The organism is Streptococcus sp. GMD1S, assembly GCF_000296875.1.
Classification (GTDB): domain Bacteria; phylum Bacillota; class Bacilli; order Lactobacillales; family Streptococcaceae; genus Streptococcus.
On record NZ_AJQY01000002.1, the window covers coordinates 1 to 18322 of the forward strand.

Genomic DNA, 18322 nt, shown 5'->3' on the forward strand with positions numbered 1-18322 from the left:
AAGGCAAGGGACTTTGACTCCCTCATGCGTTGGTTCGAATCCAGCTACCCCAGTTCTTAGGTAATAAATTCAAGATAAAAAGAAAAATATCTTAGGGTATTTTATTTTTATAATTGAAAGACGTGAACGATATGAACATGTCTTTGCGGGTGCTTAGGAAAAAAATTATAAGTATGTCAAGTTTGGAAAAACTTGATTGTTGGAGGATTTTTTAGATGAACGAATTTGAAGATTTGCTAAATAGCGTTAGCCAAGTTGAGCCTGGTGATGTTGTTAGTGCTGAAGTATTGACAGTTGATGCGACTCAAGCTAACGTTGCAATCTCTGGGACTGGTGTTGAAGGTGTCTTGACTCTTCGCGAATTGACAAACGATCGCGATGCAGATATCAATGACTTTGTGAAAGTAGGAGAAGTATTGGATGTTCTTGTACTTCGTCAAGTAGTTGGTAAAGATACTGATACAGTTACATACCTTGTATCTAAAAAACGCCTTGAAGCTCGCAAAGCATGGGACAAACTTGTAGGACGCGAAGAAGAAGTTGTTACTGTTAAAGGAACTCGTGCCGTTAAAGGTGGACTTTCAGTAGAATTTGAAGGTGTTCGTGGATTTATCCCAGCTTCAATGTTGGATACTCGTTTCGTACGTAACACTGAGCGTTTCGTAGGTCAAGAATTTGATGCTAAAATCAAAGAAGTTGATCCTAAAGAAAACCGCTTCATCCTTTCACGTCGTGAAGTTGTTGAAGCAGCTACTGCGGCAGCTCGTGCTGAAGTATTCGGTAAATTGGCTGTTGGTGATGTCGTAACTGGTAAAGTTGCTCGTATCACTAGCTTTGGTGCTTTCATCGACCTTGGTGGGGTTGACGGATTGGTTCACTTGACTGAATTGTCACACGAACGTAACGTATCACCTAAATCAGTTGTAACTGTTGGTGAAGAAATCGAAGTGAAGATCCTTGATCTTAACGAAGAAGAAGGTCGCGTATCACTTTCACTTAAAGCAACAACACCTGGACCATGGGATGGCGTTGAGCAAAAATTGGCTAAAGGTGATGTAGTAGAAGGAACAGTTAAACGTTTGACTGACTTCGGTGCATTTGTTGAAGTATTGCCAGGTATCGATGGACTTGTTCACGTATCACAAATTTCACACAAACGTATCGAAAATCCAAAAGAAGCTCTTACTGTTGGTCAAGAAGTTACTGTTAAAGTCCTTGATGTTAACGCTGACGCAGAACGTGTATCACTTTCTATCAAAGCTCTTGAAGAACGTCCAGCTCAAGAAGAAGGACAAAAAGAAGAAAAACGTGCTGCTCGTCCACGTCGTCCAAAACGTCAAGAAAAACGTGATTTCGAACTTCCAGAAACACAAACAGGATTCTCAATGGCTGACTTGTTCGGTGATATCGAACTTTAATCAATTGATAATCACAAAATCCTTTGTTTAAAACAAGGGATTTTTCTTTTGTCTCTTTCTCATTTTTGATATAATAGTTCTATGTTAGATTCAGAAAAACAATCACAATATCAAATGTTAAATGAGGAACTCTCTTATTTACTAGAAGGTGAGACCAATGTTCTTGCCAATCTTTCAAATGCTAGTGCCCTCCTAAAATCTCGCTTTCCGAATACTGTATTTGCAGGGTTTTATCTGTTTGATGGTAGCGAGTTGATTTTAGGGCCTTTTCAGGGTGGTGTTTCTTGTATTCGCATTCCGCTTGGGAAAGGCGTGTGTGGAGAAGCTGCTGAGTTTCAAGAGACTGTTTTGGTTGGCGATGTGAGCACCTATCCAAACTATATTTCTTGTGATAGTATGGCCAAGAGTGAAATCGTGGTTCCCATGCTCAAGAATGGTCAATTGCTGGGTGTCTTAGACCTGGATTCTTCACTTATTGATGATTACAATGCCATTGACCGTGATTACTTGGAACAATTTGTCGCTATTTTGCTTGAGAAGACAGAATGGGACTTTACGATGTTTGAGGAGAAAGCCTAATGTATCAAGCACTTTATCGAAAATATAGAAGCCAAACTTTTTCACAATTAGTCGGACAAGAAGTTGTGGCTAAAACCCTAAAACAAGCGGTTGAGCAGGAAAAGATTAGTCATGCCTATCTTTTCTCAGGCCCTCGTGGGACTGGGAAGACCAGTGTGGCCAAGATTTTTGCCAAGGCCATGAACTGTCCCAATCAAGTGGACGGAGAACCATGTAATAACTGCTATATCTGCCAAGCAGTGACAGAAGGTAGTTTAGAAGATGTTATCGAAATGGATGCAGCTTCGAATAATGGAGTCGATGAAATCCGTGAAATTCGTGATAAATCCACCTATGCACCTAGTTTGGCACGTTATAAGGTCTACATTATCGACGAGGTTCATATGCTGTCTACAGGAGCCTTTAATGCACTTTTGAAGACCCTAGAAGAACCAACCCAGAACGTTGTCTTTATTTTGGCGACTACCGAATTGCACAAGATTCCAGCAACTATTTTATCGCGTGTCCAACGTTTTGAGTTTAAATCGATTAGAACGCAAGATATCACGGCACACATTCATCATATTTTAGAAAAAGAAAATATCAGTTCTGAACCAGATGCTGTGGAAATCATTGCTAGACGAGCTGAAGGTGGGATGCGGGATGCCTTGTCTATTCTGGACCAAGCCTTGAGTTTGACTCAAGGGAATGCTTTAACTACAGCTATCTCTGAGGAGATTACAGGCACCATTAGTCTATCAGCACTTGATGACTATGTAGCTGCCTTATCTCAGCAGGATGTTCCAAAAGCGCTTGATTCTTTGAATCTTTTGTTTGAAAATGGCAAGAGCATGACTCGTTTTGTGACGGATCTCTTGCAGTATTTACGTGATTTACTGGTTGTTCAGACAGGTGGCGAAAATACTCATCATAGTCCAGTTTTTATGGACAATCTAGCTCTTTCTCAGGAAAGCCTCTTTGAAATGATTCGAATAGCGACTGTGAGTTTGGCGGATATGAAAGCTAGCCTGCAACCTAAGATTTATGCTGAGATGATGACCATTCGTTTAGCGGAGATTAAGCCTGAACCAATGTTTTCAGAAGCTGTCGAAGGTGAGATTTCTGCACTGAGACAGGAAGTCGCTCGTCTCAAACAAGAACTTGCCAATGTTGGAACTGCTCCTAAACAAGTGGCGCCAGTCCCTAGCCGTCCAGCCACTTCCAAGACAGTATATCGAGTAGACCGTAATAAGGTTCAGACCATCCTACAAGAAGCTGTTGAAAATCCTGATTTGGCACGGCAAAACTTGATTCGCCTCCAGAATGCCTGGGGAGAGGTAATCGAAAGATTAGCAGGTCCTGATAAGGCTCTGCTTGTTGGTTCTCAACCAGTTGCAGCAAACGAGCACCATGCTATTTTAGCCTTTGAGTCTAATTTCAATGCTGGGCAAACCATGAAACGGGATAACCTCAATACCATGTTTGGCAATATTCTCAGCCAAGCGGCTGGATTTTCACCTGAAATCCTGGCAATTTCCCTAGAGGAATGGAAAGAGGTTCGTGCAGCATTTTCAGCTAAAAACAAGTCTTCTCAAGCAGATCAAGAGGTAGAAGAAGAGAACTTGATTCCAGAAGGATTCGAATTTCTTGCTGATAAAGTCATGGTCGAAGAAGACTAAAAGTGGATTTCATGGTACAATAATCCTATGACTAGACAACAATTTATCGTGATAGCACTATTTACTGCTGCTGAGACTTATTTTTTCAATGAAGCATGGATGACGGGTCGCTATTTCATGGCAGCATTTTGGGCTATTCTACTTTTTCGAAATTTTAGGTTAAGTTATGTAATGGGGAAAATAGTAGACGCCATTGATCAGCACCTAAACCACAAGGATTAGTCACTAGCTTCTAAACAAAATCAAAGCCTTTTAGGCTTTTTTTTGTTATACTAGTAGAGTATATTTATGGACCTTTTCTTGTATTTTTTAGAGAAATGTAAGTGATTTCGCTAAGGATAAAGGAAGTAGGCCAGAAAAAGAAAGGAACTATCATGTCAGTATTAGAGATCAAAGATCTTCACGTTGAGATTGAAGGAAAAGAAATTTTGAAAGGGGTCAATCTGACTCTGAAAACAGGAGAAATCGCAGCTATCATGGGACCAAATGGTACTGGTAAATCGACTCTTTCTGCAGCTATCATGGGGAACCCTAACTATGAAGTTACCAAAGGTGAGGTTTTATTTGATGGTGTAAACATCCTTGAGTTGGAAGTAGACGAGCGAGCGCGTATGGGACTTTTCCTGGCTATGCAATATCCATCTGAAATTCCAGGCATTACCAATGCAGAGTTTCTTCGTGCAGCCATGAATGCTGGAAAAGAAGATGACGAAAAGATTTCAGTTCGTGAGTTCATCACTAAACTAGACGAGAAAATGGAATTGCTCAACATGAAAGAAGAAATGGCAGAGCGTTATCTAAACGAAGGTTTCTCTGGTGGTGAGAAAAAACGTAATGAAATTCTTCAACTCTTGATGTTGGAACCAACTTTTGCCCTTTTGGATGAGATTGACTCAGGTCTTGATATTGACGCTCTTAAAGTCGTATCGAAAGGTGTCAATGCTATGCGCGGCGAAGGCTTTGGTGCTATGATTATCACTCACTACCAACGTCTCTTGAACTACATCACACCAGACGTGGTCCACGTGATGATGGAAGGTCGTGTTGTCCTTTCTGGTGGTCCAGAATTGGCTGCCCGTTTGGAACGTGAAGGATACGCAAAACTGGCTGAAGAACTTGGCTACGACTACAAGGAAGAATTGTAATTCCCTCGTATCTTTTAGGAGAAGTAAATGACTAAAGAGAATATTAAACTTTTTTCAGAAATGTACGCTGAACCAAGCTGGTTGGCAGACCTCCGTCAAAAAGCTTTTGATAAGATTGAGAGTTTGGAATTACCAGTTATTGAGCGTGTCAAATTTCACCGCTGGAATCTGGGAGATGGTACCATCACAGAAAGTGAACCGTCAGCAAATGTTCCAGACTTCACAGCTCTAGATAATCACTTGAAGTTGGTGCAAGTAGGAACTCAGACTGTTTTTGAACAAACTCCAGTTGAATTGGCTGAACAAGGAGTAGTCTTTACAGACTTTCACTCAGCTTTAGAAGAAATTCCAGAACTTATCGAGGAATTCTTCATGTCATCAGTTAAGTATGATGACGACAAGTTGGCAGCCTACCACACGGCTTACTTTAACAGTGGTGCTGTTCTCTACATTCCTGATAACGTTGAGATTACAGAGCCAATCGAAGGAATTTTCTACCAAGACAGCGATAGCGATGTGCCATTTAACAAGCATATTCTGATCATTGCAGGTAAAAACTCTAAAATCAGCTACCTTGAACGTCTTGAGTCTCGTGGCCAAGGTAGTGCCAAGGCAACTGCTAATATTACGGTCGAAGTGATTGCTCGTTCAGGTGCGCAAGTGAAATTTGCAGCGATTGACCGTTTAGGTGAAAATGTCACTGCCTATATTAGCCGTCGTGGTAAACTAGGCAACGATGCAAGCATTGACTGGGCAATCGGTGTCATGAACGAAGGAAATGTTGTTGCTGATTTTGATAGCGATTTGATTGGAAATGGTAGCCATGCTGACCTTAAAGTCGTAGCTCTTTCAAGTGGCCGTCAGGTTCAAGGGATTGATACTCGAGTGACTAACTATGGTTGCAACTCTATCGGAAATATCCTCCAACATGGGGTTATCCTTGAAAAAGCAACTTTGACCTTCAATGGTATTGGACACATTATCAAGGGTGCTAAGGGAGCTGATGCGCAGCAAGAAAGTCGTGTTCTCATGCTTTCAGATCAGGCGCGTTCAGATGCCAACCCCATTCTTTTGATTGATGAAAATGACGTAACTGCAGGTCACGCGGCTTCTATCGGTCAGGTGGATCCAGAAGATATGTACTACCTCATGAGCCGTGGCTTGGATAAGGCGACTGCTGAGCGTTTGGTTGTTCGTGGTTTCCTTGGCTCCGTAATTGTTGAGATTCCAGTCAAAGAAGTTCGTGACGAAATGATTGCAACTATCGAAGAAAAATTGTCAAAACGCTAAGGGGAAGCCTATGTTAGATGTAGAAGCGATTCGCAAGGATTTTCCAATTTTGGACCAGATTGTCAACGATGAACCTCTGGTCTATCTGGACAATGCTGCGACGACACAAAAACCACTAGCAGTTCTTGAAACGATTAACCGCTACTATGAGCAGGACAATGCCAATGTTCACCGTGGTGTTCATACCTTGGCGGAGCGAGCAACAGCTTCTTATGAAGCTGCTCGTGAAACCATTCGTAAGTTTATCAATGCAGGCTCTACAAAGGAAGTTCTCTTTACCAGAGGAACGACAACCAGTCTTAACTGGGTGGCACGCTTTGCTGAGGAGATTTTGACTGAGGGAGACCAGGTCTTGATTTCTGTCATGGAACACCATTCCAATATCATTCCTTGGCAGGAAGCTTGTCGCAAGACTGGGGCAGAGCTTGTCTATGTCTATCTCAAGGATGGAGCTCTGGATATGGATGACTTGCGCGCTAAATTGACGGACAAGGTCAAGTTTGTTTCGCTAGCTCATGCCTCTAATGTCCTTGGTGTGGTCAATCCTATCAAGGAAATCACGAAATTGGCCCACCAAGTTGGAGCTATCATGGTAGTGGATGGTGCTCAATCTACGCCTCATATGAATATTGATGTCCAGGACTTGGATGTGGACTTCTTTGCTTTTTCCGGTCACAAGATGGCTGGTCCGACTGGTATCGGTGTTCTTTATGGCAAAGAAAAGTATCTGGAACAAATGTCACCAATTGAATTTGGTGGTGAGATGATCGATTTTGTCTACGAACAATCTGCTAGTTGGAAGGAATTGCCTTGGAAATTTGAGGCTGGAACGCCAAATATGGCAGGTGCTATTGGACTTGCTGCAGCAGTGGATTATCTAGAAAAGATTGGTATGGATGCCATTGAAGCTCATGAACAGGAATTGATTGCATACGTCTATCCAAAATTGCAGGCCATTGAAGGTTTGACCATTTATGGTTCGCAAGACCTGGCTCAACGGTCAGGTGTCATTGCCTTTAACCTAGGTGATCTCCATCCTCACGACCTAGCGACTGCTTTGGATTATGAAGGAGTAGCCGTTCGTGCGGGTCATCATTGTGCCCAACCCTTGCTCCAGTATTTAGAAGTCCCAGCAACAGCTCGCGCAAGTTTTTATATCTACAATACCAAGGCAGATTGCGACAAACTAGTAGATGCCCTACAAAAGACAAAGGAGTTTTTCAATGGCACTTTCTAAACTAGATAGCCTTTATATGGCAGTGGTGGCAGACCATTCGAAAAATCCACATCACCAAGGGAAGCTGGAAGATGCTGAACAAATCAGTCTCAATAATCCAACCTGTGGCGATGTTATCAACCTCTCTGTCAAGTTTGACGCAGAGGACCGTTTGGAAGATATTGCTTTTCTAAATTCAGGATGCACGATTTCAACTGCCTCTGCTAGTATGATGACAGATGCAGTTTTAGGCAAGACCAAACAAGAAATTTTAGAGCTTGCAACCATTTTTTCTGAAATGGTTCAAGGGCAAAAAGATGAGCGTCAAGACCAACTTGGCGATGCAGCTTTCTTATCAGGTGTTGCTAAATTTCCGCAACGGATCAAATGTGCAACCCTGGCTTGGAATGCCCTTAAGAAAACAATTGAAGATCAAGAAAAACAGTAAGACAAGTTTCTTTTGTCTTACGAATCAGTAGAAATGAAGAATGAAAGAAAGGATATTATGGCTGAAGAAAGAGTAGAACCAAAACCAATTGACCTTGGTGAATATAAATTTGGTTTCCATGACGATGTAGAGCCTGTCCTATCGACAGGAAAAGGATTGAACGAAGAAGTCATTCGCGAATTATCAGCTGCTAAGGGAGAACCTGAGTGGATGTTAGAATTCCGTTTGAAGTCTTATGAAACCTTCAAAAAAATGCCTATGCAAACCTGGGGAGCAGACTTGTCAGAGATTGACTTTGATGACTTGATCTATTACCAAAAACCATCTGATAAACCAGCCCGTTCTTGGGATGATGTACCTGAAAAGATTAAAGAAACCTTTGAACGTATCGGGATTCCAGAAGCTGAACGTGCTTATCTAGCAGGTGCCTCTGCCCAGTACGAGTCAGAAGTGGTTTACCACAACATGAAGGAAGAGTTCCAGAAATTGGGTATTATCTTTACAGATACAGATTCTGCCCTCAAGGAATACCCAGACTTGTTTAAACAATACTTTGCTAAGTTGGTACCGCCGACAGACAACAAGTTGGCAGCCCTCAACTCGGCCGTATGGTCTGGAGGGACTTTTATCTATGTGCCAAAAGGTGTCAAGGTAGATATTCCACTACAAACTTACTTCCGTATCAACAACGAAAATACAGGTCAGTTCGAACGTACCTTGATTATCGTTGATGAGGGAGCAAGTGTCCACTACGTAGAAGGCTGTACAGCACCAACTTATTCTAGCAACAGCTTGCACGCTGCCATTGTAGAAATTTTCGCTTTGGACGGAGCTTATATGCGTTATACAACCATCCAAAACTGGTCTGATAATGTCTATAACTTGGTAACAAAACGTGCCAAAGCTTTGAAAGATGCGACTGTTGAGTGGATTGATGGTAACTTGGGTGCCAAAACAACCATGAAATACCCGTCTGTTTATCTAGATGGGGAAGGGGCCCGTGGTACTATGCTTTCGATCGCCTTTGCTAATGCTGGTCAACACCAAGACACGGGTGCCAAGATGATCCACAACGCACCGCATACAAGCTCGTCTATCGTTTCTAAATCCATCGCTAAAGGCGGAGGAAAGGTGGACTACCGTGGACAAGTGACCTTTAACAAAAATTCTAAGAAATCTGTTTCTCACATCGAGTGTGATACCATTATCATGGATGACTTATCAGCGTCAGATACCATTCCATTCAATGAAATCCACAACTCGCAAGTCGCTTTGGAACACGAAGCCAAGGTATCTAAGATTTCAGAGGAACAACTCTACTACCTCATGAGTCGTGGTTTGTCAGAATCTGAGGCTACTGAGATGATCGTTATGGGATTTGTAGAGCCCTTCACAAAAGAACTTCCAATGGAATATGCAGTTGAGCTGAACCGCTTGATTAGTTATGAAATGGAAGGATCTGTCGGATAAAACCCAAAAGGAGAAGCAAATGGGATTCTTAAAAAAATTATTTGGCAATGTTGAAAAAGCGAATAAAGGTGAAATTCCTGTCGAGGAAATTGTTCCACCTTTTACAGTTGATTTAGTAGAAGAAGCTGATGATTATTGGCGACAAATGGAACAAAACCTCTTGATAAACGCTGTAAAAGCTGCTGGTGGTCCTGAGGCCGTGGAACGTGCTTTTGTTCTTACTAATTTCAAGGAAAATCAAGAAACCTTTGAGCTCTTTTATCAGGTAAATGGTCAACTTCTTTCATGGAGAGAGATGGATGCGACTGTTGTTGATAAAATCAGCAATCAACTCCTTCCGCAAGCGGCAGAAGTAGCGCGTGCAGTAAATGAAAATTATGAAGAGGCAAATGTACCAGTAATCCAGTACGCTATGCTTCAGTTTGAAACTGCAACCATGGCTTGGTTTGGTCGGAAGCTGACAACAGCTTCTCCAGAAGCCCAATTGACTTTTGAAGAATTGGTATCAGGTTGGCGCGCTATTTTGGAACAAGAAGTTCCCAATCGTCCTTTAGATAGTGACCGTCCGTTCCCTTACTTTGAAGTTTAAAAAATCCCAAATCCCTAAAAAACTTTCAATGGAGTATACTGTTGAGCCTACTCGCTTGATCAGTAACAAATTGAAAGAATCAGTGGGTAAAAATGCAAATTCTGAACAGGAATTCTTTCTGTTCAGAATTTTTTTCAAAAACGAACCTAATAAATATTCACAAAAATGCTTTTATATGGTAAAATAAAACAATTACATTTAGTGGAGATGAAGCATGAATATTTTTAGAACCAAGGATGTTAGTCTGAGACAGACAGAGATGCATCGCCATTTGAAGTTGTGGGATTTGATTCTTCTAGGGATTGGTGCCATGGTGGGGACAGGGATTTTCACTATTACAGGAACAGCAGCGGCTACCTTAGCTGGTCCATCATTAGTGATTTCCATTGTGATTTCTGCCCTGTGTGTTTCTCTATCAGCCCTATTTTTTGCAGAATTTGCCTCTCGTGTGCCTGCAACTGGTGGTGCTTATAGTTACCTCTATGCGATTTTAGGAGAATTGCCAGCTTGGATTGCTGGTTGGTTGACCATTATGGAATTCATGACGGCTGTTTCAGGTGTGACGTCTGGCTGGGCAGCTTACTTTAAGGGATTGCTCAGTAATTATGGTATTGCCATGCCCCAATCCTTGAATGGAACCTTTAATCCTGAACAAGGTACCTATATCGATCTTCTACCTATTTTAGTACTGACATTGGTAACGGGATTGGTTTTATTAAATTCCAAGGCAGCCTTACGCTTTAATTCGCTTTTAGTGGTCTTGAAATTCTCAGCTCTCGCCTTATTTATCCTAGTTGGTATTTGGTACATCAAGCCAGAAAATTGGACGAATTTTGCTCCATTTGGTTTTGGTCAACTATATGGTGGAAGTACTGGGATTATGGCGGGCGCATCTTTGATGTTCTTTGGTTTTCTCGGATTTGAGTCAATTTCCATGGCAGTTGATGAAATTCAAAGTCCGCAAAAAAATATTCCTCGCGGAATTGTGCTTTCTCTAACAATCGTCACCATTCTCTATGCCTTGGTAACCTTAGTATTGACAGGGATTGTTCACTACAGTAAGCTCAATGTGGACGATGCAGTAGCATTTTCATTACGGAGTATTGGTATCGGCTGGGCAGCAAATTATGTTTCGCTTGTAGCCATTCTAACCCTGATAACCGTATGTATCTCTATGACTTATGCTTTATCTCGGATGATTTATAGCTTAGCGCGTGATGGACTTTTACCTCAAAGTTTCAAACAATTAAGCAAGACTAGTCGCGTTCCTAAAAATGCGACCCTTTTAACAGGAGTTGCTTCAGCCATTGCTGCAGGAGTCTTTCCTCTAGCTAGTATTGCAGCCTTCTTAAATATCTGTACGCTAGCTTATCTCATTTTGCTAGCCTACGGAATAATAAAACTCAGAAAGGATAAGGGTATGCCAAAAGAGGGAGAGTTTAAAACACCCTTGGTGCCACTTTTGCCAATTCTTTCCATTCTTATCTGTGTTTCCTTTATGCTTCAATATAGTCTAGATACCTGGATTGCCTTTAGCATCGCTCTTGTAGTTGGTCTAGTCATTTACTTTACTTACGGGTTCCGCCATTCAACCCTCGCAGAAGAAGAATAAAAGCTGGGAATTCCCAGCTTTTTTAATCTTTCACATAAGTGAATCCTTCACCCAGAATTTCATGAGCCTCAGTGATGGTGATAAAGGCTTGAGGATCAATTTTGTGAATCATATCTTTCATTTTAACGATTTCGTTTCGACCGACGATACAGTAGATAATTTTTAAATCCTTTTTGCTGTAGTAGCCTTGACCAGATATAAAGGTAACGCCACGTCCGAGTTCATCGTTAATCTCTTTGGCCAATTGATCAGGATATTGGGTAATAATCATAAATCCTTTACCAGCATAACCTCCTTCGCCTATCAAGTCGATAACACGAGCGATGATAAAGTCAAATAAGAGGGTATAGGTAACTAGACGAAGGTCCTGGAAGATAATCAAAATCAACATTAGGATAAAAAAGTCAATCCCAAAGAGCAATTTACCAATCGAAATATTGGTGTATTTGTTGAGGATACGGGCAACGATATCAGAGCCACCAGTGGTTCCACCAGCATTAAAGATAATTCCTAAACCAACCCCTAGTAAGACACCTGAGACTAAAGCGACAATGATGAGATCCCCTTGCAAGTCGATGTGCAAAGGAATGCGCTCAAAGATTGCTAGCCAAACGGAAAGTGAAATAGATCCTAGAAGGCTGGAGTATAGGGTCTTAGGTCCAAATATCTTCCAAGCCAGGATAAATAAAGGGATATTAATCAAGAGGTTCATCAATGAGACAGGAATCTTAAAGAGATAGTAGGTAATCAAGGTAATACCTGTCGCCCCACCCTCAAATAAATGATAAGGAACAACAAAGTAGGTAAGACCGAAGGCATAGATAGCAGCTCCCAAAATAATGGTAATAATCGGTTGAAGTTTTCGAATCATAGCTGTTCCTCACTTTTCTATAGATAGATTATACCAAAAATTCAGTTCTTTTCATCGGATCACTTATGATTTTTTATCATTTTTTTGATATAATAAAGGAGAAAATCCCAATCCTATCGAGAAGAATAGAAAGATTGAATTATGACACAAGTAAAAATTGTAACGGACTCTTCTGTTACTATCGAACCAGAAGTAGTTAAAGAATTAAATATCACTGTTGTCCCTCTATCAGTTATGATTGATAGTGTGCTTTATTCGGATGCAGATTTGAAAGAGGGAGAATTCCTTCATCTTATGCAACAAAGTAAGAATCTGCCTAAAACAAGCCAGCCCCCTGTAGGAGTGTTTGCTGAGGTCTTTGAAGAACTAGGTAAAGATGGCAGTCAAATTATCGCCATTCACATGTCCCATGCCTTGTCTGGAACTGTGGAAGCTGCTCGCCAAGGGGCAAGTCTCTCAACTGCTGATGTAACAGTTATTGATAGTTCCTTTACAGATCAAGCGATGAAGTTCCAAGTTGTTGAAGCCGCAAAACTTGCTAAAGAAGGTAAAGATTTAGAAACGATCTTAGCTCATGTAGAGGACGTCAAAAATCATACAGAACTCTATATCGGTGTTTCGACGCTAGAAAACTTAGTTAAGGGTGGTCGTATTGGACGTGTGACAGGATTACTAAGCTCACTCTTGAATATTCGTGTAGTAATGCAGATGAAAAACCACGAACTCCAACCAATCGCCAAAGGACGTGGAGCGAAAACTTTCAAAAAGTGGCTTGAGGAATTAACCAATACTCTTTCCCAAAAATCAGTTGCAGAAATTGGAATTTCCTATGCTGGAACGAACGAATGGGCGAATGAGATGAAGGCATTATTGCAACCTTATGTTGAGAAACCAATCTCTGTATTGGAAACTGGCTCTATTATTCAAACTCATACTGGAGAGAATGCTTGGGCGATTCTAATTCGCTACAATTCCTAAAAAAATAGAGAAAAAATGGTCAAAATAGTGTTTTTGACTTGACCTATAGCCGATTTTAGGATATGATTATATTTGTTAATTAGAAATTATTTGGAGGATTTGTTAACATGGCAAACAAACAAGATTTGATCGCTAAAGTAGCAGAAGCTACAGAATTGACTAAGAAAGATTCAGCAGCAGCAGTTGACGCTGTATTTGCAGCAGTAACTGAATACCTTGCAGCTGGTGAAAAAGTTCAATTGATCGGTTTCGGTAACTTTGAAGTTCGTGAGCGTGCTGCACGTAAAGGTCGCAACCCACAAACTGGTAAAGAAATCAAAATCGCAGCTTCTAAAGTTCCAGCATTCAAAGCTGGTAAAGCTCTTAAAGACGCTGTTAAATAATGAATTTTCAAAAAGCCTGTCATATCAAGCATTCGAGCTTGTCTGACAGGCTTTTTTTATTGTTTATTTGAAAAGTTGAGTTATGATTTTGTGCAAAAAGAAAAAGGTTCCCATGTTTGAGAACCTTCTTTTCATTAGTTTTTAGAAGCTGCTTGGAATTCAGGGTTTTTCCATGCTTCATCAATGATAGCTTGCAATTCCTTAGCAGATGCTTGCATTTTTTGAGTTTCAGCATCGTTCAATGGGATATTTACTGGACGAACAATACCGTGTGCACCAACAACAGCTGGTTGACCGATAAAGACGTTTTTAACACCGTATTGACCTTCTTGGAAGACTGAAAGTGGAAGTACTGCATTTTCGTCATCAAGGATTGCTTTTGTGATACGAGCAAGCGCTACAGCGATACCGTAGTATGTAGCTCCTTTTTTGTTGATGATTGTGTAGGCAGCGTCACGAACACCTTCGAACAATTCAATCAATTCAGCTTCTTGAACGTTTTGAGTGTCTTTAAGGAATTCTTCAAGGTTTACACCAGCGATGTTAGCGTGTGACCAAACCGCAAATTCAGAATCTCCGTGTTCACCCATGATGTAGGCGTGAACTGAACGAGCATCAACATCCAATTTTTCAGCAAGTGCTTGACGGAAACGTGCTGAGTCAAGTGAAGTACCTGAACCGATAACACGTTCTTTAGGGAATCCAGAGAATTTCCAAGTTGAGTAAGTCAAAACGTCAACTGGGTTAGCTGCAACAAGGAAGATACCATCGAAACCTGATTCAACAACTTGTGTTACGATTGATTTGTTGATAGCCAAGTTTTTACCTACAAGGTCAAGGCGAGTTTCACCCGGTTTTTGAGGAGCACCTGCAGTGATAACAACAAGGTCAGCGTCTGCACAGTCAGAGTATTGAGCAGCGTAGATTTTTTTAGGTGAAGTGAAGGCAAGGGCGTGGCTAAGGTCAAGCGCATCACCAACAGCTTTTTCATGCAATTGTGGAATTTCGATAATTCCAAGCTCTTGTGCAATTCCTTGGTTAACAAGTGCGAAAGCGTAAGATGAACCTACGGCACCGTCACCAACAAGGATCACTTTTTTGTGTTGTTTAGTTGAAGTCATTATCTAAACATCTCCTTCATTTTTTTTTAGGGGAATCCCCAGACACTTTCATTCTATCACTTTTAAAAAGCTTTGTCACGAATATTCTATTCGGTCATCGATGTAAACGTTTTAGTGATTTCCAAAGACTGAAATGAAGGACGAATTATGGTATAATATATCTAATTACTAATAGTGAAATGAGGCATTTATTAATGCAGGATAGAAATTTAGTGAATGTCAATCTGACAAAGGAGATGAAGACCAGCTTTATCGACTACGCCATGAGCGTTATCGTTGCGCGGGCCCTTCCTGATGTTCGAGATGGCTTAAAACCTGTTCACCGTCGTATTCTATACGGAATGAATGAACTAGGTGTTACACCAGACAAACCACATAAAAAATCAGCCCGTATTACAGGGGATGTTATGGGTAAATACCACCCACACGGAGATTCCTCTATTTACGAAGCCATGGTTCGTATGGCTCAGTGGTGGAGCTACCGTTACATGCTTGTTGATGGGCATGGAAACTTTGGTTCTATGGACGGGGACGGTGCTGCCGCGCAGCGGTACACTGAGGCACGTATGAGCAAGATTGCTCTGGAAATGCTTCGTGACATCAATAAAAACACAGTTGATTTCGTAGATAACTACGATGCTAACGAACGTGAACCCTTGGTTTTGCCAGCTCGTTTTCCAAACCTTTTGGTCAATGGGGCAACTGGTATCGCTGTTGGGATGGCAACCAATATTCCACCTCACAACTTGGGTGAAACCATTGATGCAGTGAAGTTGGTTATGGATAATCCTGAAGTGACGACTAAGGACTTGATGGAAGTCTTGCCTGGTCCAGATTTTCCGACTGGTGCTCTTGTCATGGGGAAATCAGGGATCCATAAGGCTTATGAGACTGGTAAAGGTTCCATTGTCCTTCGTTCTCGTACAGAGATTGAAACCACTAAGACGGGTCGTGAGCGGATTGTTGTAACGGAATTCCCTTATATGGTTAATAAAACCAAGGTACATGAGCATATTGTTCGCTTGGTTCAGGAAAAACGAATTGAGGGCATTACAGCCGTACGTGATGAGTCCAACCGTGAAGGCGTTCGCTTTGTAATCGAGGTTAAACGCGACGCGTCTGCCAACGTTATCCTTAACAACCTCTTCAAGATGACCCAGATGCAAACCAACTTTGGTTTCAACATGTTGGCGATTGAAAATGGTGTGCCAAAAATCTTGTCCCTTCGTCAAATTTTGGATGCTTATATCGAGCACCAAAAAGAAGTGGTTGTTCGCCGTACTCGTTTTGACAAGGAAAAGGCGGAGGCGCGTGCGCACATCTTAGAAGGTCTTTTAATTGCACTTGACCATATCGACGAAGTGATTCGTATCATTCGTGCCAGTGAAACAGATGCGGAAGCGCAAGCTGAGTTGATGAGCAAGTTCAAGCTTTCTGAACGTCAAAGTCAAGCTATCCTTGATATGCGTCTTCGTCGTTTGACAGGATTGGAACGTGATAAGATTCAGTCTGAATATGATGAATTGATTGCCTTGATTGCAGATTTGGCTGATATCCTTGCCAAGCCTGAGCGCGTGGCGCAAATCATCAAAGAGGAATTGGACGAAGTCAAACGCAAGTTTGGTGACAAACGTCGTACGGAGTTGATGGTCGGTGAAGTCTTAACTCTTGAAGATGAAGATTTGATTGAAGAAACGGATGTCTTGATTACCCTTTCGAACAAGGGCTACATCAAACGTCTGGACCAAGGTGAGTTTACTGCCCAAAAACGTGGTGGCCGTGGGGTTCAAGGTACTGGGGTTAAGGATGATGACTTTGTGCGTGAGCTGGTTTCAACCAGCACCCATGATCATCTGCTCTTCTTTACTAATAAAGGACGTGTCTACCGCCTTAAAGGTTATGAAATCCCTGAATATGGTCGTACCGCTAAGGGATTGCCAGTTGTCAATCTATTGAAGTTGGACGAAGGTGAGAGCATTCAGACCATTATCAACGTTGAGTCTGAACGTAGTGATGACGCCTATCTCTTCTTTACAACTCGTCACGGTATCGTGAAGAGAACCAGTGTCAAAGAGTTTGCTAACATTCGTCAAAATGGACTGAAAGCCTTGAATCTCAAGGATGAAGACGAATTAATTAATGTCTTGCTGACAGAAGAAGATACGGATATTATCATTGGTACCAAGTTTGGTTATGCTGTTCGCTTTAATCAATCAGCTGTTCGTGGCATGAGCCGTATCGCGACTGGTGTTCGAGGAGTCAATCTTCGTGAGGGTGACACAGTAGTTGGCGCTAGCGTGATTACAAACCAAGACGAGGTTCTTATCATCACTGAAAAAGGATATGGTAAACGTACACTTGCTACTGAATATCCTACTAAAGGCCGTGGTGGTAAAGGGATGAAGACAGCCAATGTTGCTGAGAAGAATGGTCCTCTGGCTGGTCTCCTTACTGTTAAAGGCGATGAAGACCTGATGATTATCACAGATACAGGTGTCATGATCCGTACAAATGTTGCCAATATTTCACAAACTGGACGCTCAACTATGGGAGTTAAGGTGATGCGTCTAGATCAGGATGCTAAGATTGTGACCTTTACTACGGTTGCTGCGGCAGAAAAAGAAGAAGTTGGGACTGAAATTGAAACAGAAGGTGAAGCATAATGTCTCATAAAAAAACGAAAAATAAAAAGAGTAAGAAAAATAAGCGCAGAAATCTATTTATCAATATTTTAGCGGGTTTCTTAATTCTTCTTTCCTTAGCCTTGATTTTTAATTCAAAGATTCGCGATATCTTTTTGGTATGGAATACCAATAAATACCAAGTCAATCAAGTCACTAAGGAAAATATAGATGAAAACCTAAAATCCGAGGGAAATTTTGATTTTGACTCTGTTAAGTCTATTTCATCTGAAGCTGTATTGGCTTCACAATGGGATGCTCAGAAACTTCCTGTTATTGGAGGTATCGCTATTCCTGAGGTGGAGATTAACCTCCCTATTTTCAAAGGGTTGGATAATGTAAACCTGTTCTACGGAGCAGGGACCATGAAACCAGACCAAAAAATGGGGGAAGGAAACTATTCTCTAGCCAGTCACCATATCTTTACTGCTGAAAATGCCAGTCAAATGCTCTTCTCACCTTTGGTCAATGCCAAAGCAGGTATGAAAATTTATCTGACGGATAAGGATAAAGTTTATACTTATGAGATTACAGAGGTAAAACGTGTTACACCAGACCGTGTAGATGAAATCGAAGATCGTGACGGCGTAAAGGAGATTACTTTGGTTACCTGTGTTGATTATAATGCGACCGAGCGTATAATCGTCAAAGGAATCTTTAAAGAATCAAAAGCTTATTCTGAGACTTCTGAGGATATTTTGAAGGCCTTTAATCAACCGTATAGACAACGTTATTAAGAATGAATGAACCAGTGAAGTGCTATTTCACTGGTTTTTATGTCAACAAAATAGGATCAAAATAGTTCTTATGAAAAAGGACAGGAAGACTTAGGATAAAGATTTTTAAGATAAATATTTTAGAAT

17 protein-coding genes are annotated in these 18322 nt (G+C 41.3%); 15 read left to right on the forward strand and 2 right to left on the reverse strand.

Features of this window, described 5'->3' with window-relative positions; all coding sequences use genetic code 11:
* Positions 1-215: 215 nt before the first annotated feature.
* The 11 genes from rpsA to GMD1S_RS00415 all read left to right on the forward strand — a co-directional run bounded on the left by rpsA (position 216) and on the right by GMD1S_RS00415 (position 11425).
* Positions 216-1418 (forward strand): 30S ribosomal protein S1, encoded by a 1203-nt coding sequence (gene rpsA, locus GMD1S_RS00365; protein ID WP_001001617.1) that lies wholly within the window; start codon positions 216-218, stop codon positions 1416-1418.
* A gap of 81 nt (positions 1419-1499) precedes the next feature.
* On the forward strand, positions 1500-1997 hold the full coding sequence (locus GMD1S_RS00370) for a GAF domain-containing protein (protein ID WP_008275554.1): 498 nt from the start codon (positions 1500-1502) through the stop codon (positions 1995-1997).
* On the forward strand, positions 1997-3655 hold the full coding sequence (dnaX, locus tag GMD1S_RS00375; RefSeq protein WP_000283846.1) for a DNA polymerase III subunit gamma/tau: 1659 nt from the start codon (positions 1997-1999) through the stop codon (positions 3653-3655). Before GMD1S_RS00370 ends, dnaX begins: the two co-directional genes overlap by 1 nt.
* A 27-nt stretch (positions 3656-3682) precedes the next feature.
* Positions 3683-3877 carry a DUF3272 family protein gene (locus GMD1S_RS00380; protein WP_000198268.1) on the forward strand — a complete coding sequence of 65 codons (195 nt, stop codon included), beginning with the start codon at positions 3683-3685 and terminating at the stop codon, positions 3875-3877.
* A 152-nt stretch (positions 3878-4029) separates the two neighbouring features.
* On the forward strand, positions 4030-4800 hold the full coding sequence (gene sufC, locus GMD1S_RS00385) for a Fe-S cluster assembly ATPase SufC (protein WP_000114489.1): 771 nt from the start codon (positions 4030-4032) through the stop codon (positions 4798-4800).
* Positions 4801-4827: 27 nt separating this feature from the next.
* Positions 4828-6090, forward strand: coding sequence for a Fe-S cluster assembly protein SufD (sufD, locus tag GMD1S_RS00390; protein WP_000159666.1), 1263 nt, complete (start codon positions 4828-4830; stop codon positions 6088-6090).
* Between the two features lie 10 nt (positions 6091-6100).
* The gene (locus GMD1S_RS00395; protein ID WP_000887702.1) at positions 6101-7327 is read left to right on the forward strand and encodes a cysteine desulfurase; all 1227 of its coding nucleotides are present in this window, start codon (positions 6101-6103) and stop codon (positions 7325-7327) included.
* Positions 7314-7754: a Fe-S cluster assembly sulfur transfer protein SufU gene (sufU, locus tag GMD1S_RS00400; protein ID WP_001218478.1), complete on the forward strand. Its 441-nt coding sequence runs from the start codon at positions 7314-7316 to the stop codon at positions 7752-7754. Before GMD1S_RS00395 ends, sufU begins: the two co-directional genes overlap by 14 nt.
* Positions 7755-7811: 57 nt before the next feature.
* Positions 7812-9224 (forward strand): Fe-S cluster assembly protein SufB, encoded by a 1413-nt coding sequence (gene sufB, locus GMD1S_RS00405; protein ID WP_000797056.1) that lies wholly within the window; start codon positions 7812-7814, stop codon positions 9222-9224.
* Between the two features lie 19 nt (positions 9225-9243).
* Complete coding sequence (locus tag GMD1S_RS00410; RefSeq protein ID WP_000506265.1) at positions 9244-9813, forward strand: hypothetical protein; 570 nt, start codon at positions 9244-9246, stop codon at positions 9811-9813.
* 214 nt (positions 9814-10027) lie between these two features.
* Positions 10028-11425 carry an APC family permease gene (locus tag GMD1S_RS00415; RefSeq protein ID WP_001020302.1) on the forward strand — a complete coding sequence of 466 codons (1398 nt, stop codon included), beginning with the start codon at positions 10028-10030 and terminating at the stop codon, positions 11423-11425.
* A gap of 22 nt (positions 11426-11447) precedes the next feature.
* Here GMD1S_RS00415 and GMD1S_RS00420 read toward each other — a convergent pair whose 3' ends face one another.
* On the reverse strand, positions 11448-12296 hold the full coding sequence (locus GMD1S_RS00420; protein ID WP_000619787.1) for a YitT family protein: 849 nt from the start codon (positions 12294-12296) through the stop codon (positions 11448-11450).
* 141 nt (positions 12297-12437) lie between these two features.
* Between GMD1S_RS00420 and GMD1S_RS00425 the strand changes: the two genes are divergently transcribed.
* A complete protein-coding gene (locus tag GMD1S_RS00425) occupies positions 12438-13274 on the forward strand; it encodes a DegV family protein (RefSeq protein ID WP_000195456.1) in 837 nt (278 codons plus the stop codon).
* A gap of 107 nt (positions 13275-13381) precedes the next feature.
* Positions 13382-13657, forward strand: coding sequence for an HU family DNA-binding protein (locus GMD1S_RS00430; protein ID WP_001284636.1), 276 nt, complete (start codon positions 13382-13384; stop codon positions 13655-13657).
* A gap of 134 nt (positions 13658-13791) precedes the next feature.
* On the opposite strand, the gene GMD1S_RS00435 is transcribed toward GMD1S_RS00430, so the two are convergent.
* A complete protein-coding gene (locus GMD1S_RS00435) occupies positions 13792-14778 on the reverse strand; it encodes an L-lactate dehydrogenase (RefSeq protein WP_000204722.1) in 987 nt (328 codons plus the stop codon).
* A gap of 194 nt (positions 14779-14972) precedes the next feature.
* Here GMD1S_RS00435 and gyrA point away from each other — a divergent pair, with 194 nt between their 5' ends.
* Both gyrA and GMD1S_RS00445 read left to right on the forward strand, forming a co-directional pair.
* Entirely contained in the window at positions 14973-17441 is a 2469-nt protein-coding gene (gyrA, locus tag GMD1S_RS00440) for a DNA gyrase subunit A (protein ID WP_001154047.1), read from the forward strand.
* Positions 17441-18196 carry a class A sortase gene (locus GMD1S_RS00445; protein ID WP_000018508.1) on the forward strand — a complete coding sequence of 252 codons (756 nt, stop codon included), beginning with the start codon at positions 17441-17443 and terminating at the stop codon, positions 18194-18196. The genes gyrA and GMD1S_RS00445 overlap by 1 nt, the downstream gene beginning before the upstream one ends.
* The last annotated feature ends 126 nt before the right edge of the window (positions 18197-18322 follow it).